The sequence below is a fragment of the Testudinibacter sp. P80/BLE/0925 genome, assembly GCF_053570785.1.
The window spans coordinates 854,497-871,869 of the sequence record NZ_CM131636.1 but is presented as its reverse complement, the minus strand read 5'-3'; the positions used below and the strand labels follow the sequence as shown (position 1 = coordinate 871,869).

The following is a 17,373-nucleotide window of genomic DNA, read 5'->3' as shown; positions in this document are numbered from 1 at the left end:
TGGCCCGGCAATTTTATTTAATATTCCACCAATTATTATGGAAAATCAGGTAACGAAAATATAATTTTCTCCACTGTGCCCTTTGGATATCTAATCTCATTAAAGCTCTTTTCATTATCAAAGCTATAAAAAAGTCTTTCACTATCACCAGAATAACCCATACATAGTCCCAATTGAGTATGTCCTCCTCCCAACTCTGTAACTTCTATTGCAAATACATCTTTTAATGTCAGTTTACCCCATTTATTTACATCAAAATTCTTTTCCCCAAATTCTCCATTTTTTGTTATTCCTGCTGGATAGTATTTATTAACAAATGACTCTTTTAAATTAGAAAAAACTATTTTCAAAGTATAAAGTTCATCATTTCCAGCTGGATATATAGTCTCTCCTATTAAAATTTTTATTTCTCCAAAATACCACCCTCGTTCAATTTCATCACAAGACCAGAAAAAACCAAAATCATTTGTTTCATTGATTAACTTATTCATAATTATCCCTTACTTTAAGTTTGGATTACGTTTTTGATCAGGATATAGCTTTTTTAAGCTAGATTTTTGGCGATTGGTTAATATTAATGGGCTACTTTTATCTGATGTAGAACCCGCCCAATGCCAACTGTGGGTACTATCCCCCATAAACCTATGAATGTTACCATTTGAATCAATGGTGAATCTTTGCTTTTCAACCTGTACTGATTTATTAAATAAATCCAAAGAATTTGTCGGTTCAATCCCTGCATTAGGTCTATTCCCCGCACCGCCCTTTGATTGGCGTTTTCGGTGTCGCGCGAAAGTGCTGTCGGGGTTTCGCCGTCTCTCACATCGAGGTTGATGTTTTGGCTGACCGCACTTTGTGTCGTGCTGCTGTCGCTTTTATTCATGTTGCCCAGCAAGCTCGCCGCCATGCCTATCGCTTGGGTTGGGCTCATGCCGCCACTGCTTGAAACCCCTGCGCTAATACTCTGAATACTGATGTCGCTGTGGTTTTCAATATTCTCTGTGGTTAAACTGCCCGTGCTGAAGCGGTTTTTGCTTGCCTCTGCTTGGCTGTCTATTACCGCCCCTTTCAGGTGCGTGTTGCCCCCAACATGAAGGTTCATGCCGTCTTCGCCCACTCTCAACCCTGTCTGTTCAGTCACTTGTGCATAGTTCACTTTGCCTTTGCTCAAGCTGGCATTGACCGAACCGCCGCCACCTGAGCCGTAAGTGATAGAGAAGCTGCCGCCGGCTTGCACCTGTTTGCTGTCATAATGGTTGCTGTCTTGGCGGCTAGCGAGGGTTAAATCCCCTGCAATCGTGCCGTCCAGCCGTTTAGCGTTAATCACCGCACCGGCTGCCGTGGTGCTGCCTTGGCTGTTTAAGGTCAGGTTTTGTGTGTTGATGTCGCTGTTGCGTTGAATCACGCTGTCGCTGTTCTCTCTGCCTTTGCCGACCTGTGCCGAGCCTTCAACGCCAAAACCGTAGCTGTTGCCGTTCGAGCCGACGAACACGCCTACGCTCCAACCGCTGTTTTTATTGTCGCTGCGGTTGCGGTATTCATCTTGCACCGATTGAATATTGATGTCACCTGCCGAGTCAAGTGTAGTGTTGATGGCATTCAGGCGTGAGCCGAGAATATCAAGGTTGCCTTCCGTCGTGCGCAAGTTGATATTACCCGCATTGATTTCACTGCCGCTGTGGGTTATCTGTTGAGTATGGCTGGTCGATTTGGATTGGCTCGAACCGACACTGAGCGAGATTTTCACCTGCGGATTCGACGTCGCCCCCTCTTGCATTGCGCCGTTCATCATATTGCCGATGGTGTCCGCCGTGTTCGCGGCAGCCTGTGCCGCCATCGCCGCTTCCGTCGCCGCTTTCACTTGGTAAAGTGCGCTCAAACGGCTGTCTTTCACTTCTCCGCTGCGTTTCAGGCTTTGCCGTGCTGCTAACGCGGCGTCCGTCACCGGCGTGGACAGTGCCACGGTTAAACCCGACTGCTTAAATTCATGTTTTTCGCTGCTTTCGATGATATCTTTGCCCGCTTCCACTTTCAGTGTCTTGCCGCTGATATCAATCGCCTTGTCCGCCTGTGCAATCAAATCGGTACCGAGAATATTGACATGATTGCCCGCTTGGATAGTCACATTGCCGGACAAACTACCTACCGCCGCACGCGCATCACTTTGGGTCGTGCCTTTTTCGTCGTATTGATGGGATTGGCTTTGTGAACCGAAGGTCAAGCACAAGTTTGTAACTGGTGCCAAAAAACCTTGGCATTGATTGTAATAATCATTATTAAACAATCTCCACTTCACCCCTTTTTTCCCTTATACAAGATTATTCATTTAATAGCACCAGTTACAAACTTGTGCTATCACAGGTATTTTATTCTAAATAAAACTTAAATGGGAATTTATCCTTATACTGACTAAATACTTCACATTTATATTTAGACTCTGATGCAACATAGGTTAGGACATTGACTATTTTATAAAACTCATCATCTCCCAAGTATTTTTTTGAAACATCATGATCACACCAATATAATACCGAATTCAACCCTGCCCCCATACTCATTACATCTCTCAGAGCATCAAGATTATATCCATAACCATGAATAAAAAACTCAGCATTTAAAGCATCTCCTATTTTTTTATGGAATGACTTTGTATCTTTTATATTATTACCATCAATATAAATATGCTTTATATTATTCATCACTTCCATCTCCCCATTGGTTCAATGGTGTTATAATGATCTCTTGTAAAATATAGCAAACCATCATTCGAGTATAATAATCGTTCCCCACCTCTACTTTTTGTGCCATTATAATTAACGTCAGCTTCATACCATATGCGATCAATAGCTTTTGGTAACAATCCATTACTATTTAAATAAATATCACCACCAAGTATTTTTCCATCTGGCACAGGTTTTTTACCTGTGCAACCACCCTAAACTTTCAGCCTTAAATTTACTAACATAATTCTCTGGTAATTTTCCTGTATTCTTTAAGCTATCAATCAAATGATTAGCCGCTTGCTGAGTTTTTAGATCTAATTTCAATGCTTCATATATTGCTGCATTATGTGCTTGATGATTAAATTCGGTTATAGGATAACCTACTGTTTTATCTACAACAGGCAGCTTCTCGTTTGCACTAACTCCTTTAGGCAAATTCTTAATCGGTATTGCAATCCCGGTTAAAATACCGGATAAATGTTCAAGCGCTGTCTGATCTCCATAATAAGCATTATTTGCCATTGACTTTATTGCATTCCAGCTATCACCATTCATCAGGCTATTTAACGCATCTACTGCTCCCTGATTTTTTGAAGCTAAATCTTTTTTAGCCTGCCCACAATAACTGTCGCCAATCGCACAGGTTATTAAAGCAGCACTTGCATCAAAAGCGCCATCTAATGCAAGGACACCAAAATCACCTGTTTCAGCGATAACATTAATAACACCGTTAATCAATTGAGAGGCTGTATTATGACCGAGTTTATACCTCACTTCTTGCTTATAACGCGCTTTATCTTCTTCTAATTTTCACCTAAATTCATCACCATATAATGAATTATTCTCCACCGCCCGTTTTCCAATCTCTGCACTCACAACCGCACTTTGGGTGCTGTCGCCGACCAAGGCGCCGCTTAAGCCTGCGGCAATTTGGCTTAGCGCCGAAACGGTTTCTTTTTGCTCTTCGGTAAGTTTATCCGCTGTTGTACCGTAAAGCTGTTCGGTGATGATTTTTGCCGCTAACTCGCCGCTTGCCGCACCCGCTGCGTCCGCAGCGGCATTGTTGCCGGTGGCGTAGGCTTCAATCGCGCCTAATACCTTTGTTTAATATTAAATTGGTCAAATTCATCAATATTAAAGTCCGTTGATATAATTACTATTGCTGAAAATATTTTATTACCACCTTCTTTCAGACCCAAACACTGAATAAAAACATTAATATCTCCAATTAACTCTATCATTGGCATTAAAATTTCTTCTCTCAACTTTCCATTTTTCTGCAAGATAGTATTTGTTAAGAAATGAATCAATTACCACCCATCAAACACTAGCTTTAACCTAAATATTATTGCACATTAATTTCATTAATAAATTTATATATTTTATTCACTAAAATCTTAAGATTGTTAATGTCTATATTAACTTTAGTTACAATATCGTTATAATGAAAAACTAAATATTCCCCACACTTTCCTTTAAAAACATAAATCTCCAACCCAGAATCTCCCAATTCTGCCACTTCCAATTCAACACCAATTTTTTGGGGATATTTTTTTTTAAAATCATCATCTGGAATAATCTGATGAGGAGTGTCATAAAAATAACCAAGTCTTGATATTACCGCTTCTTTAAATAGTTCTCTCCCATCAAGGATATCACTATTTTCATAGTAAAATTCACCTTCAGAAAATTGCAATAGTCCTGCCATATACTCAGTTATTAGATTTATCGTCCAGCCAGTGCCAAATGCTGGATATATTTTTTCTTGAAAAATAAAATTAAAAGCACCATATAAAAAAGAATTATCTTTTTCAAGTATATCTATATGTACTAGAAATTTTTTATCAGGAAACTCATCATATCCAAAAATCATTTATTTCCTCCTTCTAATCTTTTTATTTCTCTATTAAATTTTTTAAGCTCTCTATTTTTGGACATTGGTGAAATAGTATCACCTGTACTTCCAGCCCAATGGAAAGCGCCTACTCCATCCTTACTTTCATTGAAAAATCTATGAATATTTCCTTTTGTATCTATTGATAATCTTATTTTAGGATCAGATGTTTCGATAGAACTATTAAATAGTTCTAAAGAATTTGTCGGTTCAATCCCTGCATTAGGTCGATTTCCCGCGCCCCCCTTGGTATGTTTAGGATTCGATTGATAAATTAGACCATTACCAGCCGCTATTGGTTCAGGGTGAGGTATCGCCGATGTTTTCTTGATAATTCTAACATTACCAAAATTTGACCCTATTGTTCCCGGCTCTACAATCACCTCATATTGGGCTAACGATTTAACCTTATTAAGAATACCTTGAGGGTTAATTTTAACGCCTGATAAAGCTCCCGCTATACTATATCCTGCTAAAGTATAGCTCGCTAATTCTTCCGACTCCTCCTGACTAAACCCATAATTTTTATAACCTTCTACATATCCTTCATACATAACTCGGGCAACATTAGCTTCAGGTGTTGTGCTATTCAATAAGTCAGCAATTTCCTGATAGCCTTGTTGTTTTTCTTTTGGCAAATGATAAGCTAGTGCCGTATAAGTTTCTTTTGCTGCAATAGCATCTTTCCTTGCCTCTGCACATTCTGCACTATATGCACTTCTGCAAGCATCAAGTAACGCTTTGTTTGTCGCCAAGTCTTCTTGAATGAGCTCCTCTAATCGCTCTCTGCCTTTTTCTGTTAACTCACCTTTTGCTAACTGATTTAATAAATATGTTTTTTCTTGATGTTTAGCACTGTTTAAATAATTATTCTCAACCGCACTTTCCGCTATCGCTTGCCCAGTTGCCGCATTAACAAGTGTAGTTGTGCTATCCGTAGCTGTTCCATCTGCCTGTGCCGTCACCGTTGCCGCCAATGCGCCGCTCAAACTACTCAACGCCGAGATATTTTGCCGCTCCCTCTCATCTAGTTCACTTGCACTTTTGCCGTAAAGGGTTTGTGCCAACAGCTCTGCCGCCGCTTCCCCCGCTATCCCTGCCGCTGCGCCGCCCAACGCACTGCCGCCATTTACTTGCGCTTCGACCGCACTTAGGATGCCGTGCAAGAGCAGGTTCGCCTCTTTATCGACGTTGCCTTCTTTATCTGTTGTCGACGCTTTAATAAGTTTGTTCGCTTCCGGTGAAAGTGCGGTTGCCAATAGCTGTGTTGAGCTGCCGTTGGCGAGTGCGAGGCTGATAACTTTGCTGGCGGTATCCAGTGCCCGGCTGTAGTCACCGCCCGTTCCCCATGCCTCCGCTTGGCTTTTGGCTGCGTCGTAATCGGCTTTGGCTTGTTCATATTGCGCTGGATTGCCGCGTTTTGCCGCTTGTTCGAGCTTGGCTTGGGCTTCCGCCTGTTCGGCTTGGGCGGCAGTGTGTTGCTGTTTGCTGAAGCTCGCTACCCCTGCACTGATGTCCGCAACCGCACTTTGCATGGCTTTTTGTGTCGCAAGCGTTGTGTTGATGTCTTTTGGTTTTTCGGTTTGCGCGTTGCCTGTTGTGCTGTCGCTGTTAATCCCCAACGCTGCCGCCGTGGTTTGGGTTGGTTGGCTGTCTTTGTCGAGGATAATGGTGCCTTCGCTCAAGGTCGCTTTGGTGACGCTGCTATCCTTGCTGCGGCTGTACATCGGCAAGCCGCCCGTCGGGCTGACGTCCGTCACTCGTTCCGGCTCGCCTTTGTCGTTTTTGATTACCTTGCCGTTTTCGTCCTTGTTCAAGTCCGAACTCGCGCTCACCCCAATGCTCGCACTCACCGCCTTGCTCTCACTACGGTTTTCAATGTCGTTGAAGGTCAGTTTGTTGGTAACAAGGCGATTTTTGTCGGTTTGCTTGCCCGTGATGGCGCCGCCGTTCAAGTGAACATTATTCGCCTCCACATCATAGTGCTCTTCGGCAAACAAACCGCTTTGACGATTGACCTGTTGACGATTGGCACTGCCTTGTTGTGCGCTTGCGTTGGCACTCGCCTCCCAAGCCGTACCGAACGACACCTGCACCCGTCCGCCGACACTGCTGCCGCTGCTTCGCTGCTGCTCCCCGTCTTGTAAACTGTTAATCGTCAAGTCGCCGCCAATCCGGGTTTGAATCTGTTTGGCATGCACCTCCGCACCGTTCAACGTGGTGTCGCCTTGGCTTTTGACGATAACCTTATCCGCATCCACAACACTATTATGATGATAAATGCCTTCACCCTGCTGACCGCTGCGGTTATAACCGGCTTCAACATAAGCATAGACCCCCGTTTGTTCGCCGACGGAATAACCCACGCCCACTTGCGCGCCGCTGCTGCGTTGGCTGCTTTGTTGGCGATAACCGTCCACGCCCGCATTCAGTAAAATCTTGCCTGCCGCGTCAAACTCAACCGTACCGCCCGACGTGCGCTTGCCCTCACTGTCTCGGGTGGTGAGAGTGGTGTAGGTCGCATCAATATTGCCGCTGCGTGCCGTCAAACTTACACCCTCTGCCCCATTGAGATGGTTGCCAACCGCACTTTCGCTATAACGGGCGCTGTCGCTTTTCGATTGGCTAAAGCCAACGCCGACTTCGCCTTTTATCAGATAACCTTTGTCCGATAAGCCCTGGTAGGTGCCGTAGCCTTTGGCTGCCAGTGCCGCGGTTTGCAACGCGTTTAAACGATCGTTGGATTTGGCGTTTTTGGAGGCGTGTTGATCTTGGTAATCAATAGACACGCCATCACTAAAATGTACAAAGTTACCTACCGCACTTCTGCGCTCAGAAGGCGTTTTCGATTTTGCCAGCTCCGAAACAACAATAAATTGTTGTTGGGATTGGCTGAAGATTATACGGTAGGTGTTTTTGTTCATTAATATTTATGCAATTACTTTTAATTAAATTTTAAAACTCTAAATTTCGCAAATAAAACCTCAACTTCTATAACCATCAACAATATTTAAATAATGATTATAATTTTCAAAGTCGTAACATACAAAATTAACCCTCTCGACAAAATCATTACTTATCAAGAACTCACATGTAGATTTCAGTGCAATTTCGGCAGCTTGTTTTTTGGGAAAGTTATATCTTCCCGTTGATATATTTGGAAATGAAATGCTTTTTAGTCCATAATACTTCATTAAAGAAAAGCAAGTATTATATGTTTTTTCTAAAATGAAATTTTCATTATGTAGCCCATCTTGCCATACAGGACCAACAGCATGGAAAATATATTTTGCAGGTAGATTACCCGCGCTTGTAGCAACTGCATTTCCAACTTTACAGCCACCCTGCATAGCTTTAATTTTATAACATTCCTCTAAAATTTTCTTTCCTCCAGCTCTATGTATCGCCCCATCAACTCCGCCGCCACCCAAAAGACTTGTATTAGCTGCATTAACAATCACATCAACAGATATTTTAGTAATGTCACCTTTTATAATAAATATTTTATTAAAAATATGTTTCATGAATTATCCTATCAAAATCCAAAAATAAATTTTCATTTAATTCATCTGGAGAAAATAATCTATGATAAAGATCTTGTTCAAGAAGCATATCAAACAAATATATTTCAATCCAATTACCACTCCAAAAATCAAACATTCCAACATACCTTAAACTCTTACTAGAAAATTCAAATCTCTTTAAATCTCCAAATTGCCCTTCTCTATAATAACTTTCTTTAAAATCAAAAAACACTTTCATTTCAGGATAAATATTGAGGTAAAAAATTTCTATTAAATCCATATTATTTTTCATCCAAAATTTTTATATTATTTATTTTAGGTGATAGCTCCCCTCCCTGTTTCATTAATCTAAATTTTTGAGAAGATAAGGCTTCTTCACTAATAGTTTTAAACCATCCCTCTTTACCCCCTTGTATTAAGCTATTAGTAGGTAAATTAAATTCAACATATACACTACCTTTTGGTGCAGCCCCCCTAAAATCAGATGCTCCATTCAAAGATATGAAAGTCTGTCCTCCCGCACCTGAAATCATTTTTTGATCTTTTTGTATACGTTCTAATTCATACTTTGACATCCAGCGTCCAACTCTTATATGCTCAACACCATCTATTTTTGCTTTTTCTCCTAATTTTAATGGTTGATAATTATTTACAACACCTGTAACTGGAAGATCTTTTAAATATTCAGTCGCTATTTTAAAATCTTTATCTTTTGTGTTAGTTGAAGATATAGGTGAATTTACTCCACGCCCAATCACAACGCCACTTTCCCAAGCGTTACCCCAGTGTTCAGTATCTTTTAACTTGTTATCTAATCCAACCCCGTCATAACCTAAGTCTCTTAAGCTCTTTTCATCAAAGATCCGATAAATATCACTGTCACCACCGCCTGCATAATGACCAACAACCTCTGATACATCGTTCTTATATAAGCGACTTTCAGCTCCAACTTCTCTACCTGAAACTAATGCGCCTTCCGCCATTTTTGGCAAAATAGTTGAAATAATATCGGTATAATCATTTCGACTTATTATTTCGTTTTCTGCCAATTGCTTAATGATTTCAAGCCCCTCAGAAGTCGCTTGACTGTTCAATACTTCGATTTGTTGGCGACAACTGTCAGTTATACAAGCGAGATACGCCTCTGTAAAATCTTCTGTAGATTTTACACCGTTTTCTTTCAACAATTCGACTAGAGCTTTATCCTTTTCAGATCTCAGATAGCTTTCACCCTGACGATTTAAAAGCGCATTATTCTCCACAGCACTTTCCGCTGTCGCCTGCCCAATCGCGGCATTAGCAAGCGTATCAGCGAGGTTCGTCGTGCCGTTTGTCGCGTTGCTCGCCATCCCTGCCGCCAATGCCCCTGTCAGGCTGCTGAGGGCGGTGATGTTCTGTTTCTCGCGCTCGTTCAGGTCGCTCGCCTTTTTGCCGTAGAGGGTTTGTGCCAACAGCTCTGCCGCCGCTTCCCCCGCTATCCCTGCCGCTGCGCCGCCTAAAGCGTATCCCTGGATTTCATTAATTTTAGCTTCAGTTAATGGATAACCAACAGGACTTAATTATATTATTTCCTATAAATACTCGTGCAATATTTAAAAGCCTCTCTTATTTTCATCCCTAATTCTTCATCTGAAATTTCTAATGGATATTCAAATTCAATTGCTGTCCCATCTTTTTTCTTAACCGCTGTCGATCCATCAAGAGAATCCTGATGATGAGGTGTTATTGTAATATTATCTTCCATATCAATAGATAAAAAATCCATAGTGTTATATATTGCTTTTCTACTTTTATAGCCAAAGTGTTCTTGTAACTGTTGCTCTATTTTTTTACCAAATAATTGCACCTCACCTGAATTAAATATCTTATAAAACTCATCTAATGGAATCTCTCTGCTTTTTAACAAAGCCTCTTTTGCGGATTCACCTAACATTTTATCATCAATATCCACTGGCAAAAAAACAGGATCTTGTTCAGGATCTGACATTGATAACAACCCTTGTAAAAAGTAAGTAATTAAAATTACATCCTTATTTTTTCTTATTAAAATATTTTTTGATTTAGCCATTTTATTTCACTTTTTTAATAATGATTTCCATGCTTATTATATTTTTCTAAGGATCCATGCTGAGAACCCCATTCATAAATGTTACCATCCTTATCTTTCCATCTATTCCTCAATTTAATACCCCCCTGCACTGGCGTTTTCTCTTTTGATCTTACTAGATTAGAAAATCCTGTAATATCTTCCATCTTCGGAGCAGGATGAGATTTCTAACCTTTATTTAAACATTTTTTATTATTCCTGCTGGATAGTATTTATTAAAAAATAATTCTTTTAAATTAGAATCAATCATGTAATAACTCTATAAACTCCTCAAAGTTTTTTGCCACAAGATTAACTACTGGATTCATAGTTCCATCAGCATCCTGAATATAATCATCGTGATATATTAAAACCACTTTCGGCTCTTCATCAACCTCTAAAAACCTATAATCAAAACAAATATAATCGCCATTACCACTAACACCAAAAGGGACTATACCTTTCATATCATCATAAAATGGAAAAAGCTCCAATTTTGAATATATATTATATGGATTAACCTCACCATACCCTAAAAAACAAATATCCCTATCATTAATCTCTCCATCTAAATCAACATAATCAAAAATATCATTTTCAAGCCTTAAGAAATTGTGATTACTTATTAGATGTTTATAAGAACTGGGGAATTTAATCTTCATTTTCCTTTCAAATTCATTAATTAAAGAAATATCTACTTTTCCATTATCTCGATAAACCTTCAATAGTTCCATATTATTTTCCTTTTTGTAAAGAACCTTGCCCTATATGCTTAACCGCATCATGTATATTTACAGGTACTAACTGCATATTATTTGGTGATGACTGTGCATTATGATGCCAAGTATAGCCCGTGATAGTGCTTTTCCCTTTTTGCATGTCCTCTAATTGCTGTAGTGTAAATTTACTTTTCATAATAGGATCATCCTTTATCACAATCCACATATCCCGTGATGCCTGTCTCATTTGTCCTGAATAGCTTTTACTATTATCAATTTTGGTTGAAAAAACTGCAACATCATCGAATATAGGTAATCCCTTTGAATCATAAGGAATATTTGCAATTTCTTTTTTATTACCAAGTGTATCTGGCTTAGAATAAATTTTAACTGCTTTGTTACCCTCAGACTCAATAACAGAAATTTGTTCACCTGTCTTTAAGATTCTATCTGTTGCTGTTGCCCTAGAATTATTTACAACAGTAGTAGATTTCACATTATTCTTACCATACTGTTTTTCAAATGACTCCCTCCAAGTATGTGATTGATAAAATCCAACAACATCATTGTCTTGTAATAATATTTTTGCTTGATCAATATTTTTTTGAGCTTGTTTTAAATCGCCTGCTTTCTCTGCATTTCGAGCTGCTGTATATAACTGCTTAGCTTCTTTAAGTGATTTTGTAACCACCTCAGCGCCAGGAATAACTCCGACTAAAGCTAAAGCAAAATCAATACCATCCTCTGCCTCTACAAACGATTTTACATCACCTACAACAGGCGTAAAATCAGCTAAAATCCCTGCAACTGTCCCCCCAGCTCTTAGTGTTTCCATAAGCTCAGGGTTATTCTTCTCCATTTGCTCTATTGCTATGCGATTTGCCTCCTCTTCTAATGCTTTTGATTTCGCTACATTAGCCCAATCTACTTGAGGGTTAGATTCAATTATAGATAATAAATTCCCCTCAACCGCACTTTCCGCTATCGCCTGCCCGGTTGCCGCATTAACAAGTGTAGTTGTGATATCCGTAGCTGTTCCATCTGCCTGTGCCGTCACCGTTGCCGCCAATGCGCCGCTCAAACTACTCAACGCCGAGATATTTTGCCGCTCCCTCTCATCTAGTTCACTTGCACTTTTGCCGTAAAGGGTTTGTGCCAACAGCTCTGCCGCCGCTTCCCCTGCTATCCCTGCCGCTGCACCACCCAACGCACTGCCGCCATTTACTTGCGCTTCGACCGCACCTAAGATGCCATGAAGAATTAGGTTAGTGGTTTTGTCCACCTTGCCGTTTTCGTCTGTGGTCGCATCCTTAATCGCTTGGTTTGCCAGCGGAGAAAGGGCGGTCGCCGTCAATTGTGTCGTACTACGGTTGGCTATCGCCAAGGTGATAACCTTGGTTGCCGTGTCAACCGCCCGCTGATAACTGCCGCCCGTACCCCAAGCTTTTGCTTCACTATCGGCTTGTGCATAGGCGACAACCGCTTGCTCATAAGCCGCCTGATTACCGCTTTGCTGCGCATTTGCCATGGCTTGTGCGGCATCGGCTTTTTTCGCTTCCGCCACTTTGCGCTGTTGGGCGCTGTAGGCACTCACGCCTGCGCTGATGTCCGCAACCGCACTTTGCATGGCTTTTTGTGTCGCAAGCGTTGTGTTGATGTCTTTTGGTTTTTCGGTTTGCGCGTTGCCTGTTGTGCTGTCGCTGTTAATCCCCAACGCTGCCGCCGTGGTTTGGGTTGGTTGGCTGTCTTTGTCGAGGATAATGGTGCCTTCGCTCAAGGTCGCTTTGGTGACGCTGCTATCCTTGCTGCGGCTGTACATCGGCAAGCCGCCCGTCGGGCTGACGTCCGTCACTCGTTCCGGCTCGCCTTTGTCGTTTTTGATTACCTTGCCGTTTTCGTCCTTGTTCAAGTCCGAACTCGCACTCACCCCAATGCTCGCACTCACCGCCTTGCTCTCACTACGGTTTTCAATGTCGTTGAAGGTCAGTTTGTTGGTAACAAGGCGATTTTTGTCGGTTTGCTTGCCCGTGATGGCGCCGCCGTTCAAGTGAACATTATTCGCCTCCACATCATAATGTTCTTCGGCAAACAAACCGCTTTGACGATTGACCTGTTGACGATTGGCACTGCCTTGTTGTGCGCTTGCGTTGGCACTCGCCTCCCAAGCCGTACCGAACGACACCTGCACCCGTCCGCCGACACTGCTGCCGCTGCTTCGCTGCTGCTCCCCGTCTTGTAAACTGTTAATCGTCAGGTCGCCGCCAATCCGCGTTTGAATCTGTTTGGCGTGCACCTCCGCCCCGTTCAACGTCGTATCGCCTCGGCTTTTGACGATAACCTTATCCGCATCCACAACACTATTATGATGATAAATGCCTTCACCCTGCTGACCGCTGCGGTTATAACCGGCTTCAACATAAGCGTAGACCCCCGTTTGTCCGCCGACGGAATAACCCACGCCCACTTGCGCGCCGCTGCTGCGTTGGCTGCTTTGTTGGCGATAACCGTCCGCGCCCGCATTCAGTAAAATCTTACCTGCCGCGTCAAACTCAACCGTACCGCCCGACGTGCGCTTGCCCTCACTGTCTCGGGTGGTGAGAGTGGTGTAGGTCGCATCAATATTGCCGCTGCGTGCCGTCAAACTTACACCCTCTGCCCCATTGAGATGGTTGCCAACCGCACTTTCGCTATAACGGGCGCTGTCGCTTTTCGATTGGCTAAAGCCAACGCCGACTTCGCCTTTTATCAGATAACCTTTGTCCGATAAGCCCTGGTAGGTGCCGTAGCCTTTGGCTGCCAGTGCCGCGGTTTGCAACGCGTTTAAACGGTCGTTGGATTTGTCGTTTTTGGAGGCGTGTTGATCTTGGTAATCAATAGACACGCCATCACTAAAATGTACAAAGTTACCTACCGCACATCTACGTTCAGAAGGCATTTTCGATTTTGCCAGTTCTGAAACAACAATAAATTGTTGTTGGGATTGGCTGAAGATTATGCGGCAGATGGTTTTGTTCATTTTTTATCAATACTAGGATCTATATAATAATCGAAAAACTCATTTTTACCGCAATATTGTAAAAATTCAATTCCCATTGAAAAATTCTCATTCAATGTAATTACTCCAAATCCAGTATCATCATGAGGGTATAGTGCAATCTGTAATTTGGGATTAATAAGAAAACAAACTTGCCCTACTACCTTGCTGTATGACAATGCCATAACCATCTCGCAAAATGGAATAAAGAAATCGTTATCAAAATGAATGCTTAAATGATTCGCTAATAAAGGAGAACCATCTAAATATTTTATATAGTTATCAGTTAATGGTTTAAGATACCCCTTTTCTTTAGAAATCTCATAAATACCATTATAGTCATTAAATCTAGGATCTAAATCAGCTTTATCATCAAAACATAATGCCGAAATGAGAATGAAATCATTTAGATCATTTGAGAAAAAATTATAAAATAATTCACAAGCAAGTTTTATTCCATTTAAAGGTTCAACTAATTCTGTTTCTTCAAAATAGCCAATCCATGTTGAACTACTGCTAAATCCATTAAAATTAATATTAGCCAAATGAATATTTTTATTTGCTGTCAATTTTGATAATTTTTCCATCACTAACTCCCACTGTTATTTTTTTAGTTTTGCTTGGGCTATTTTTCCCTAAACCAACTTTCCATTCCCCGAGTTTATCTGAATGTTGTGTATTACTTTTTTCCCATATTTCATCAGTATAATTATTTTTATACTGACGACCGTTTTTAGTAAAATCTTCAGGATTAGTAGTAGGAGTTCTAACAAAGTCCCCAATATTTGCGCTATTTACTTTTTTCTTAGGCTTATCAAAATAATTTTCAGCCGAAACAAGATTATCTTCCCAACTCCCAATTTTAATTTCAGAACCTGGTAACACTCCAGTATTTTCAGGAACATGAATTTGATCTCCCCCAGTATTATTAGGTTTTTCATAATCACTCGGATATTGTATTCCTCCTGTATCCGTAATAATAATTCTTGGATCAATTATTTGTTTGCCGCCATACGTCGTAACAACAAGGTTAGGATCTACTGGCATAAATCCGCCACTACTGGTTGGTATCCAAACATTGTTACCAATCAAAGGTTCGCTATCTAAAATTTTACTATTTAAAAAAGCAATTTGTTCAGAGCTCAGTTCAGCTATTTTTTCAGGGTTCTTAAAAGCCCCTATTTTCAAAGCCTCTTCTTGTTCATTTTGAGATAAATCAGTCGAAATAGCCGCACCAAGACCAATCATTTCTGCAAGGGCTTGCTGACAAGCTCTTGCACAAACAAAAGTAGCCACTCTACCAGCAATTGCAAGATTATTATTCTCAACCGCACTTTCCGCTATCGCTTGCCCAGCTGCCGCATTAACAAGTGTAGTTGTGCTATCCGTAGCTGTTCCATCTGCCTGTGCCGTCACCGTTGCCGCCAATGCGCCGCTCAGACTACTCAACGCCGAGATATTTTGCCGCTCCCGTTCGTTCAGTTCACTTGCACTTTTGCCGTAAATGGTCGTGGCAAGCAGTTCTGCTGTCGCTTCCCCCGTCATCGCTGCCGCCGCACCGCCCAACGCACTGCCGCCGTTAACTTGCGCTTCGACCGCACTTAGGATGCCGTGCAAGAGCAGGTTCGCCGCTTTATCGACGTTGCCTTCTTTATCTGTTGTCGACGCTTTGATAAGTTTGTTCGCTTCCGGTGAAAGTGCGGTTGCCAATAGCTGTGTTGAGCTGCCGTTGGCGAGTGCGAGGCTGATAACTTTGCTGGCGGTATCTAAGGCACGGCTGTAGTCACCGCCCGTTCCCCATGCCTCCGCTTGGCTTTTGGCTGCGTCGTAATCGGCTTTGGCTTGTTCATATTGCGCTGGATTGCCGCGTTTTGCCGCTTGTTCGAGCTTGGCTTGGGCTTCCGCCTGTTCGGCTTGGGCGGCAGTGTGTTGCTGTTTGCTGAAGCTTGCTACCCCTGCGCTGATGTCCGCAACCGCACTTTGCATGGCTTTTTGTGTGGCAAGTGTTGTGTTGATGTCTTTTGGTTTTTCAGTCTGTGCGTTGCCTTTGCCGCTGTCGCTGTTAATCCCCAACGCGGCCGCCGTGGTTTGGGTTGGTTGGCTGTCTTTGTCGAGGATAATGGTGCCTTCGCTCAAGGTCGCTTTGGTGACGCTGCTATCCTTGCTGCGGCTGTACATCGGCAAGCCGCCCGTCGGGCTGACGTCCGTCACTCGCTCCGGCTCGCCTTTGTCGTTTTTGATTACCTTGCCGTTTTCGTCCTTGTTCAAGTCCGAACTCGCGCTCACCCCAATGCTCGCACTCACCGCCTTGCTCTCACTACGGTTTTCAATGTCGTTGAAGGTCAGTTTGTTGGTAACAAGGCGGTTTTTGTCGGTTTGCTTGCCCGTGATGGCGCCGCCGTTCAAGTGAACATTATTCGCCTCCACATCATAGTGCTCTTCGGCAAACAAACCGCTTTGACGATTGACCTGTTGACGATTGGCACTGCCTTGTTGTGCGCTTGCGTTGGCACTCGCCTCCCAAGCCGTACCGAACGACACCTGCACCCGTCCGCCGACACTGCTGCCGCTGCTTCGCTGCTGCTCACTGTCTTGTAAACTGTTAATCGTCAGGTCGCCGCCAATCCGCGTTTGAATCTGTTTGGCGTGCACCTCCGCCCCGTTCAACGTCGTATCGCCTCGGCTTTTGACGATAACCTTATCCGCATCCACAACACTATTATGATGATAAATGCCTTCACCCTGCTGACCGCTGCGGTTATAACCGGCTTCAACATAAGCGTAGACCCCCGTTTGTCCGCCGACGGAATAACCCACGCCCACTTGCGCGCCGCTGCTGCGTTGGCTGCTTTGTTGGCGATAACCGTCCACGCCCGCATTCAGTAAAATCTTGCCTGCCGCGTCAAACTCAACCGTACCGCCCGACGTGCGCTTGCCCTCACTGTCTCGGGTGGTGAGAGTGGTGTAGGTCGCATCAATATTGCCGCGGCGTGCCGTCAAACTTACACCCTCTGCCCCATTGAGATGGTTGCCGACCGCACTTTCGCTATAACGGGCGCTGTCGCTTTTCGATTGGCTAAAGCCAACGCCGACTTCGCCTTTTATCAGATAACCTTTGTCCGATAAGCCCTGGTAGGTGCCGTAGCCTTTGGCTGCCAGTGCCGCACTTTGCAACGCATTTAAGCGGTCGTTGGATTTGTCGTTTTTGGAGGCGTGTTGATCTTGGTAATCAATAGACACGCCATCACTAAAATGTACAAAGTTACCTACCGCACATCTACGTTCAGAAGACGTTTTTGATTTTGCCAGCTCCGAAACAACAATAAATTGTTGTTGGGATTGGCTGAAGATTATGCGGTAGGTGTTTTTGTTCATTGATTTATCTGTATCTAC

At 42.7% G+C, this 17,373-nt stretch carries 17 protein-coding genes; all 17 read right to left on the bottom strand.

The features are described 5' to 3' along the window. Positions 1-35 precede the first annotated feature (35 nt). Positions 36-491: a hypothetical protein gene (locus tag ACWA5Z_RS04175; protein ID WP_431054058.1), complete on the bottom strand. Its 456-nt coding sequence runs from the start codon at positions 489-491 to the stop codon at positions 36-38. Between the two features lie 83 nt (positions 492-574). Further along, positions 575-2,245, bottom strand: coding sequence for a hemagglutinin repeat-containing protein (locus tag ACWA5Z_RS04170; protein WP_431054057.1), 1,671 nt, complete (start codon positions 2,243-2,245; stop codon positions 575-577). Between the two features lie 121 nt (positions 2,246-2,366). After that, positions 2,367-2,699 carry a barstar family protein gene (locus ACWA5Z_RS04165; protein ID WP_431054286.1) on the bottom strand — a complete coding sequence of 111 codons (333 nt, stop codon included), beginning with the start codon at positions 2,697-2,699 and terminating at the stop codon, positions 2,367-2,369. Further along, entirely contained in the window at positions 2,699-2,911 is a 213-nt protein-coding gene (locus ACWA5Z_RS04160) for a ribonuclease domain-containing protein (RefSeq protein WP_431054056.1), read from the bottom strand. The genes ACWA5Z_RS04165 and ACWA5Z_RS04160 overlap by 1 nt, the downstream gene beginning before the upstream one ends. A 7-nt stretch (positions 2,912-2,918) precedes the next feature. After that, on the bottom strand, positions 2,919-3,461 hold the full coding sequence (locus tag ACWA5Z_RS04155) for a hypothetical protein (protein ID WP_431054055.1): 543 nt from the start codon (positions 3,459-3,461) through the stop codon (positions 2,919-2,921). Between the two features lie 72 nt (positions 3,462-3,533). Then, on the bottom strand, positions 3,534-3,653 hold the full coding sequence (locus ACWA5Z_RS04150) for a VENN motif pre-toxin domain-containing protein (RefSeq protein WP_449343129.1): 120 nt from the start codon (positions 3,651-3,653) through the stop codon (positions 3,534-3,536). A 415-nt stretch (positions 3,654-4,068) separates the two neighbouring features. Continuing rightward, the gene (locus ACWA5Z_RS04145; protein ID WP_431054054.1) at positions 4,069-4,596 is read right to left on the bottom strand and encodes a hypothetical protein; all 528 of its coding nucleotides are present in this window, start codon (positions 4,594-4,596) and stop codon (positions 4,069-4,071) included. Beyond that, the gene (locus ACWA5Z_RS04140; protein WP_431054053.1) at positions 4,593-7,541 is read right to left on the bottom strand and encodes a hemagglutinin repeat-containing protein; all 2,949 of its coding nucleotides are present in this window, start codon (positions 7,539-7,541) and stop codon (positions 4,593-4,595) included. The genes ACWA5Z_RS04145 and ACWA5Z_RS04140 overlap by 4 nt, the downstream gene beginning before the upstream one ends. Positions 7,542-7,601: 60 nt before the next feature. Then, complete coding sequence (locus ACWA5Z_RS04135) at positions 7,602-8,141, bottom strand: macro domain-containing protein (RefSeq protein ID WP_431054052.1); 540 nt, start codon at positions 8,139-8,141, stop codon at positions 7,602-7,604. After that, positions 8,125-8,421, bottom strand: coding sequence for a hypothetical protein (locus ACWA5Z_RS04130; RefSeq protein WP_431054051.1), 297 nt, complete (start codon positions 8,419-8,421; stop codon positions 8,125-8,127). The genes ACWA5Z_RS04135 and ACWA5Z_RS04130 overlap by 17 nt, the downstream gene beginning before the upstream one ends. Before the next feature lies 1 nt (position 8,422). Next, positions 8,423-9,592, bottom strand: a complete 1,170-nt coding sequence (locus ACWA5Z_RS04125; protein WP_431054050.1) for a VENN motif pre-toxin domain-containing protein — start codon at positions 9,590-9,592, stop codon at positions 8,423-8,425. Between the two features lie 113 nt (positions 9,593-9,705). Beyond that, entirely contained in the window at positions 9,706-10,209 is a 504-nt protein-coding gene (locus ACWA5Z_RS04120; RefSeq protein ID WP_431054049.1) for a contact-dependent growth inhibition system immunity protein, read from the bottom strand. 14 nt (positions 10,210-10,223) lie between these two features. After that, complete coding sequence (locus ACWA5Z_RS04115) at positions 10,224-10,394, bottom strand: colicin E3/pyocin S6 family cytotoxin (RefSeq protein WP_449343118.1); 171 nt, start codon at positions 10,392-10,394, stop codon at positions 10,224-10,226. 96 nt (positions 10,395-10,490) lie between these two features. Further along, positions 10,491-10,961, bottom strand: coding sequence for an SMI1/KNR4 family protein (locus ACWA5Z_RS04110; protein ID WP_431054048.1), 471 nt, complete (start codon positions 10,959-10,961; stop codon positions 10,491-10,493). Position 10,962: 1 nt separating this feature from the next. Then, entirely contained in the window at positions 10,963-13,962 is a 3,000-nt protein-coding gene (locus tag ACWA5Z_RS04105; protein WP_431054047.1) for a hemagglutinin repeat-containing protein, read from the bottom strand. Further along, on the bottom strand, positions 13,959-14,567 hold the full coding sequence (locus tag ACWA5Z_RS04100; protein WP_431054046.1) for a hypothetical protein: 609 nt from the start codon (positions 14,565-14,567) through the stop codon (positions 13,959-13,961). The genes ACWA5Z_RS04105 and ACWA5Z_RS04100 overlap by 4 nt, the downstream gene beginning before the upstream one ends. Continuing rightward, positions 14,536-17,355 (bottom strand): hemagglutinin repeat-containing protein, encoded by a 2,820-nt coding sequence (locus tag ACWA5Z_RS04095; RefSeq protein ID WP_431054045.1) that lies wholly within the window; start codon positions 17,353-17,355, stop codon positions 14,536-14,538. Before ACWA5Z_RS04095 ends, ACWA5Z_RS04100 begins: the two co-directional genes overlap by 32 nt. Positions 17,356-17,373 lie beyond the last annotated feature (18 nt).

What these genes read in the sequence shown, in the direction of transcription:
- ACWA5Z_RS04105 (WP_431054047.1), bottom strand. Translation starts at nt 13,962, where the DNA reads ATGAACAAAACCATCTGCCGCATAATCTTCAGCCAATCCCAACAACAA.
- ACWA5Z_RS04165 (WP_431054286.1), bottom strand. Translation starts at nt 2,699, where the DNA reads ATGAATAATATAAAGCATATTTATATTGATGGTAATAATATAAAAGAT.
- ACWA5Z_RS04145 (WP_431054054.1), bottom strand. Translation starts at nt 4,596, where the DNA reads ATGATTTTTGGATATGATGAGTTTCCTGATAAAAAATTTCTAGTACAT.
- ACWA5Z_RS04110 (WP_431054048.1), bottom strand. Translation starts at nt 10,961, where the DNA reads ATGGAACTATTGAAGGTTTATCGAGATAATGGAAAAGTAGATATTTCT.
- ACWA5Z_RS04130 (WP_431054051.1), bottom strand. Translation starts at nt 8,421, where the DNA reads ATGGATTTAATAGAAATTTTTTACCTCAATATTTATCCTGAAATGAAA.
- ACWA5Z_RS04120 (WP_431054049.1), bottom strand. Translation starts at nt 10,209, where the DNA reads ATGGCTAAATCAAAAAATATTTTAATAAGAAAAAATAAGGATGTAATT.
- ACWA5Z_RS04095 (WP_431054045.1), bottom strand. Translation starts at nt 17,355, where the DNA reads ATGAACAAAAACACCTACCGCATAATCTTCAGCCAATCCCAACAACAA.
- ACWA5Z_RS04100 (WP_431054046.1), bottom strand. Translation starts at nt 14,567, where the DNA reads ATGGAAAAATTATCAAAATTGACAGCAAATAAAAATATTCATTTGGCT.
- ACWA5Z_RS04140 (WP_431054053.1), bottom strand. Translation starts at nt 7,541, where the DNA reads ATGAACAAAAACACCTACCGTATAATCTTCAGCCAATCCCAACAACAA.
- ACWA5Z_RS04175 (WP_431054058.1), bottom strand. Translation starts at nt 491, where the DNA reads ATGAATAAGTTAATCAATGAAACAAATGATTTTGGTTTTTTCTGGTCT.
- ACWA5Z_RS04115 (WP_449343118.1), bottom strand. Translation starts at nt 10,394, where the DNA reads ATGGAAGATATTACAGGATTTTCTAATCTAGTAAGATCAAAAGAGAAA.
- ACWA5Z_RS04135 (WP_431054052.1), bottom strand. Translation starts at nt 8,141, where the DNA reads ATGAAACATATTTTTAATAAAATATTTATTATAAAAGGTGACATTACT.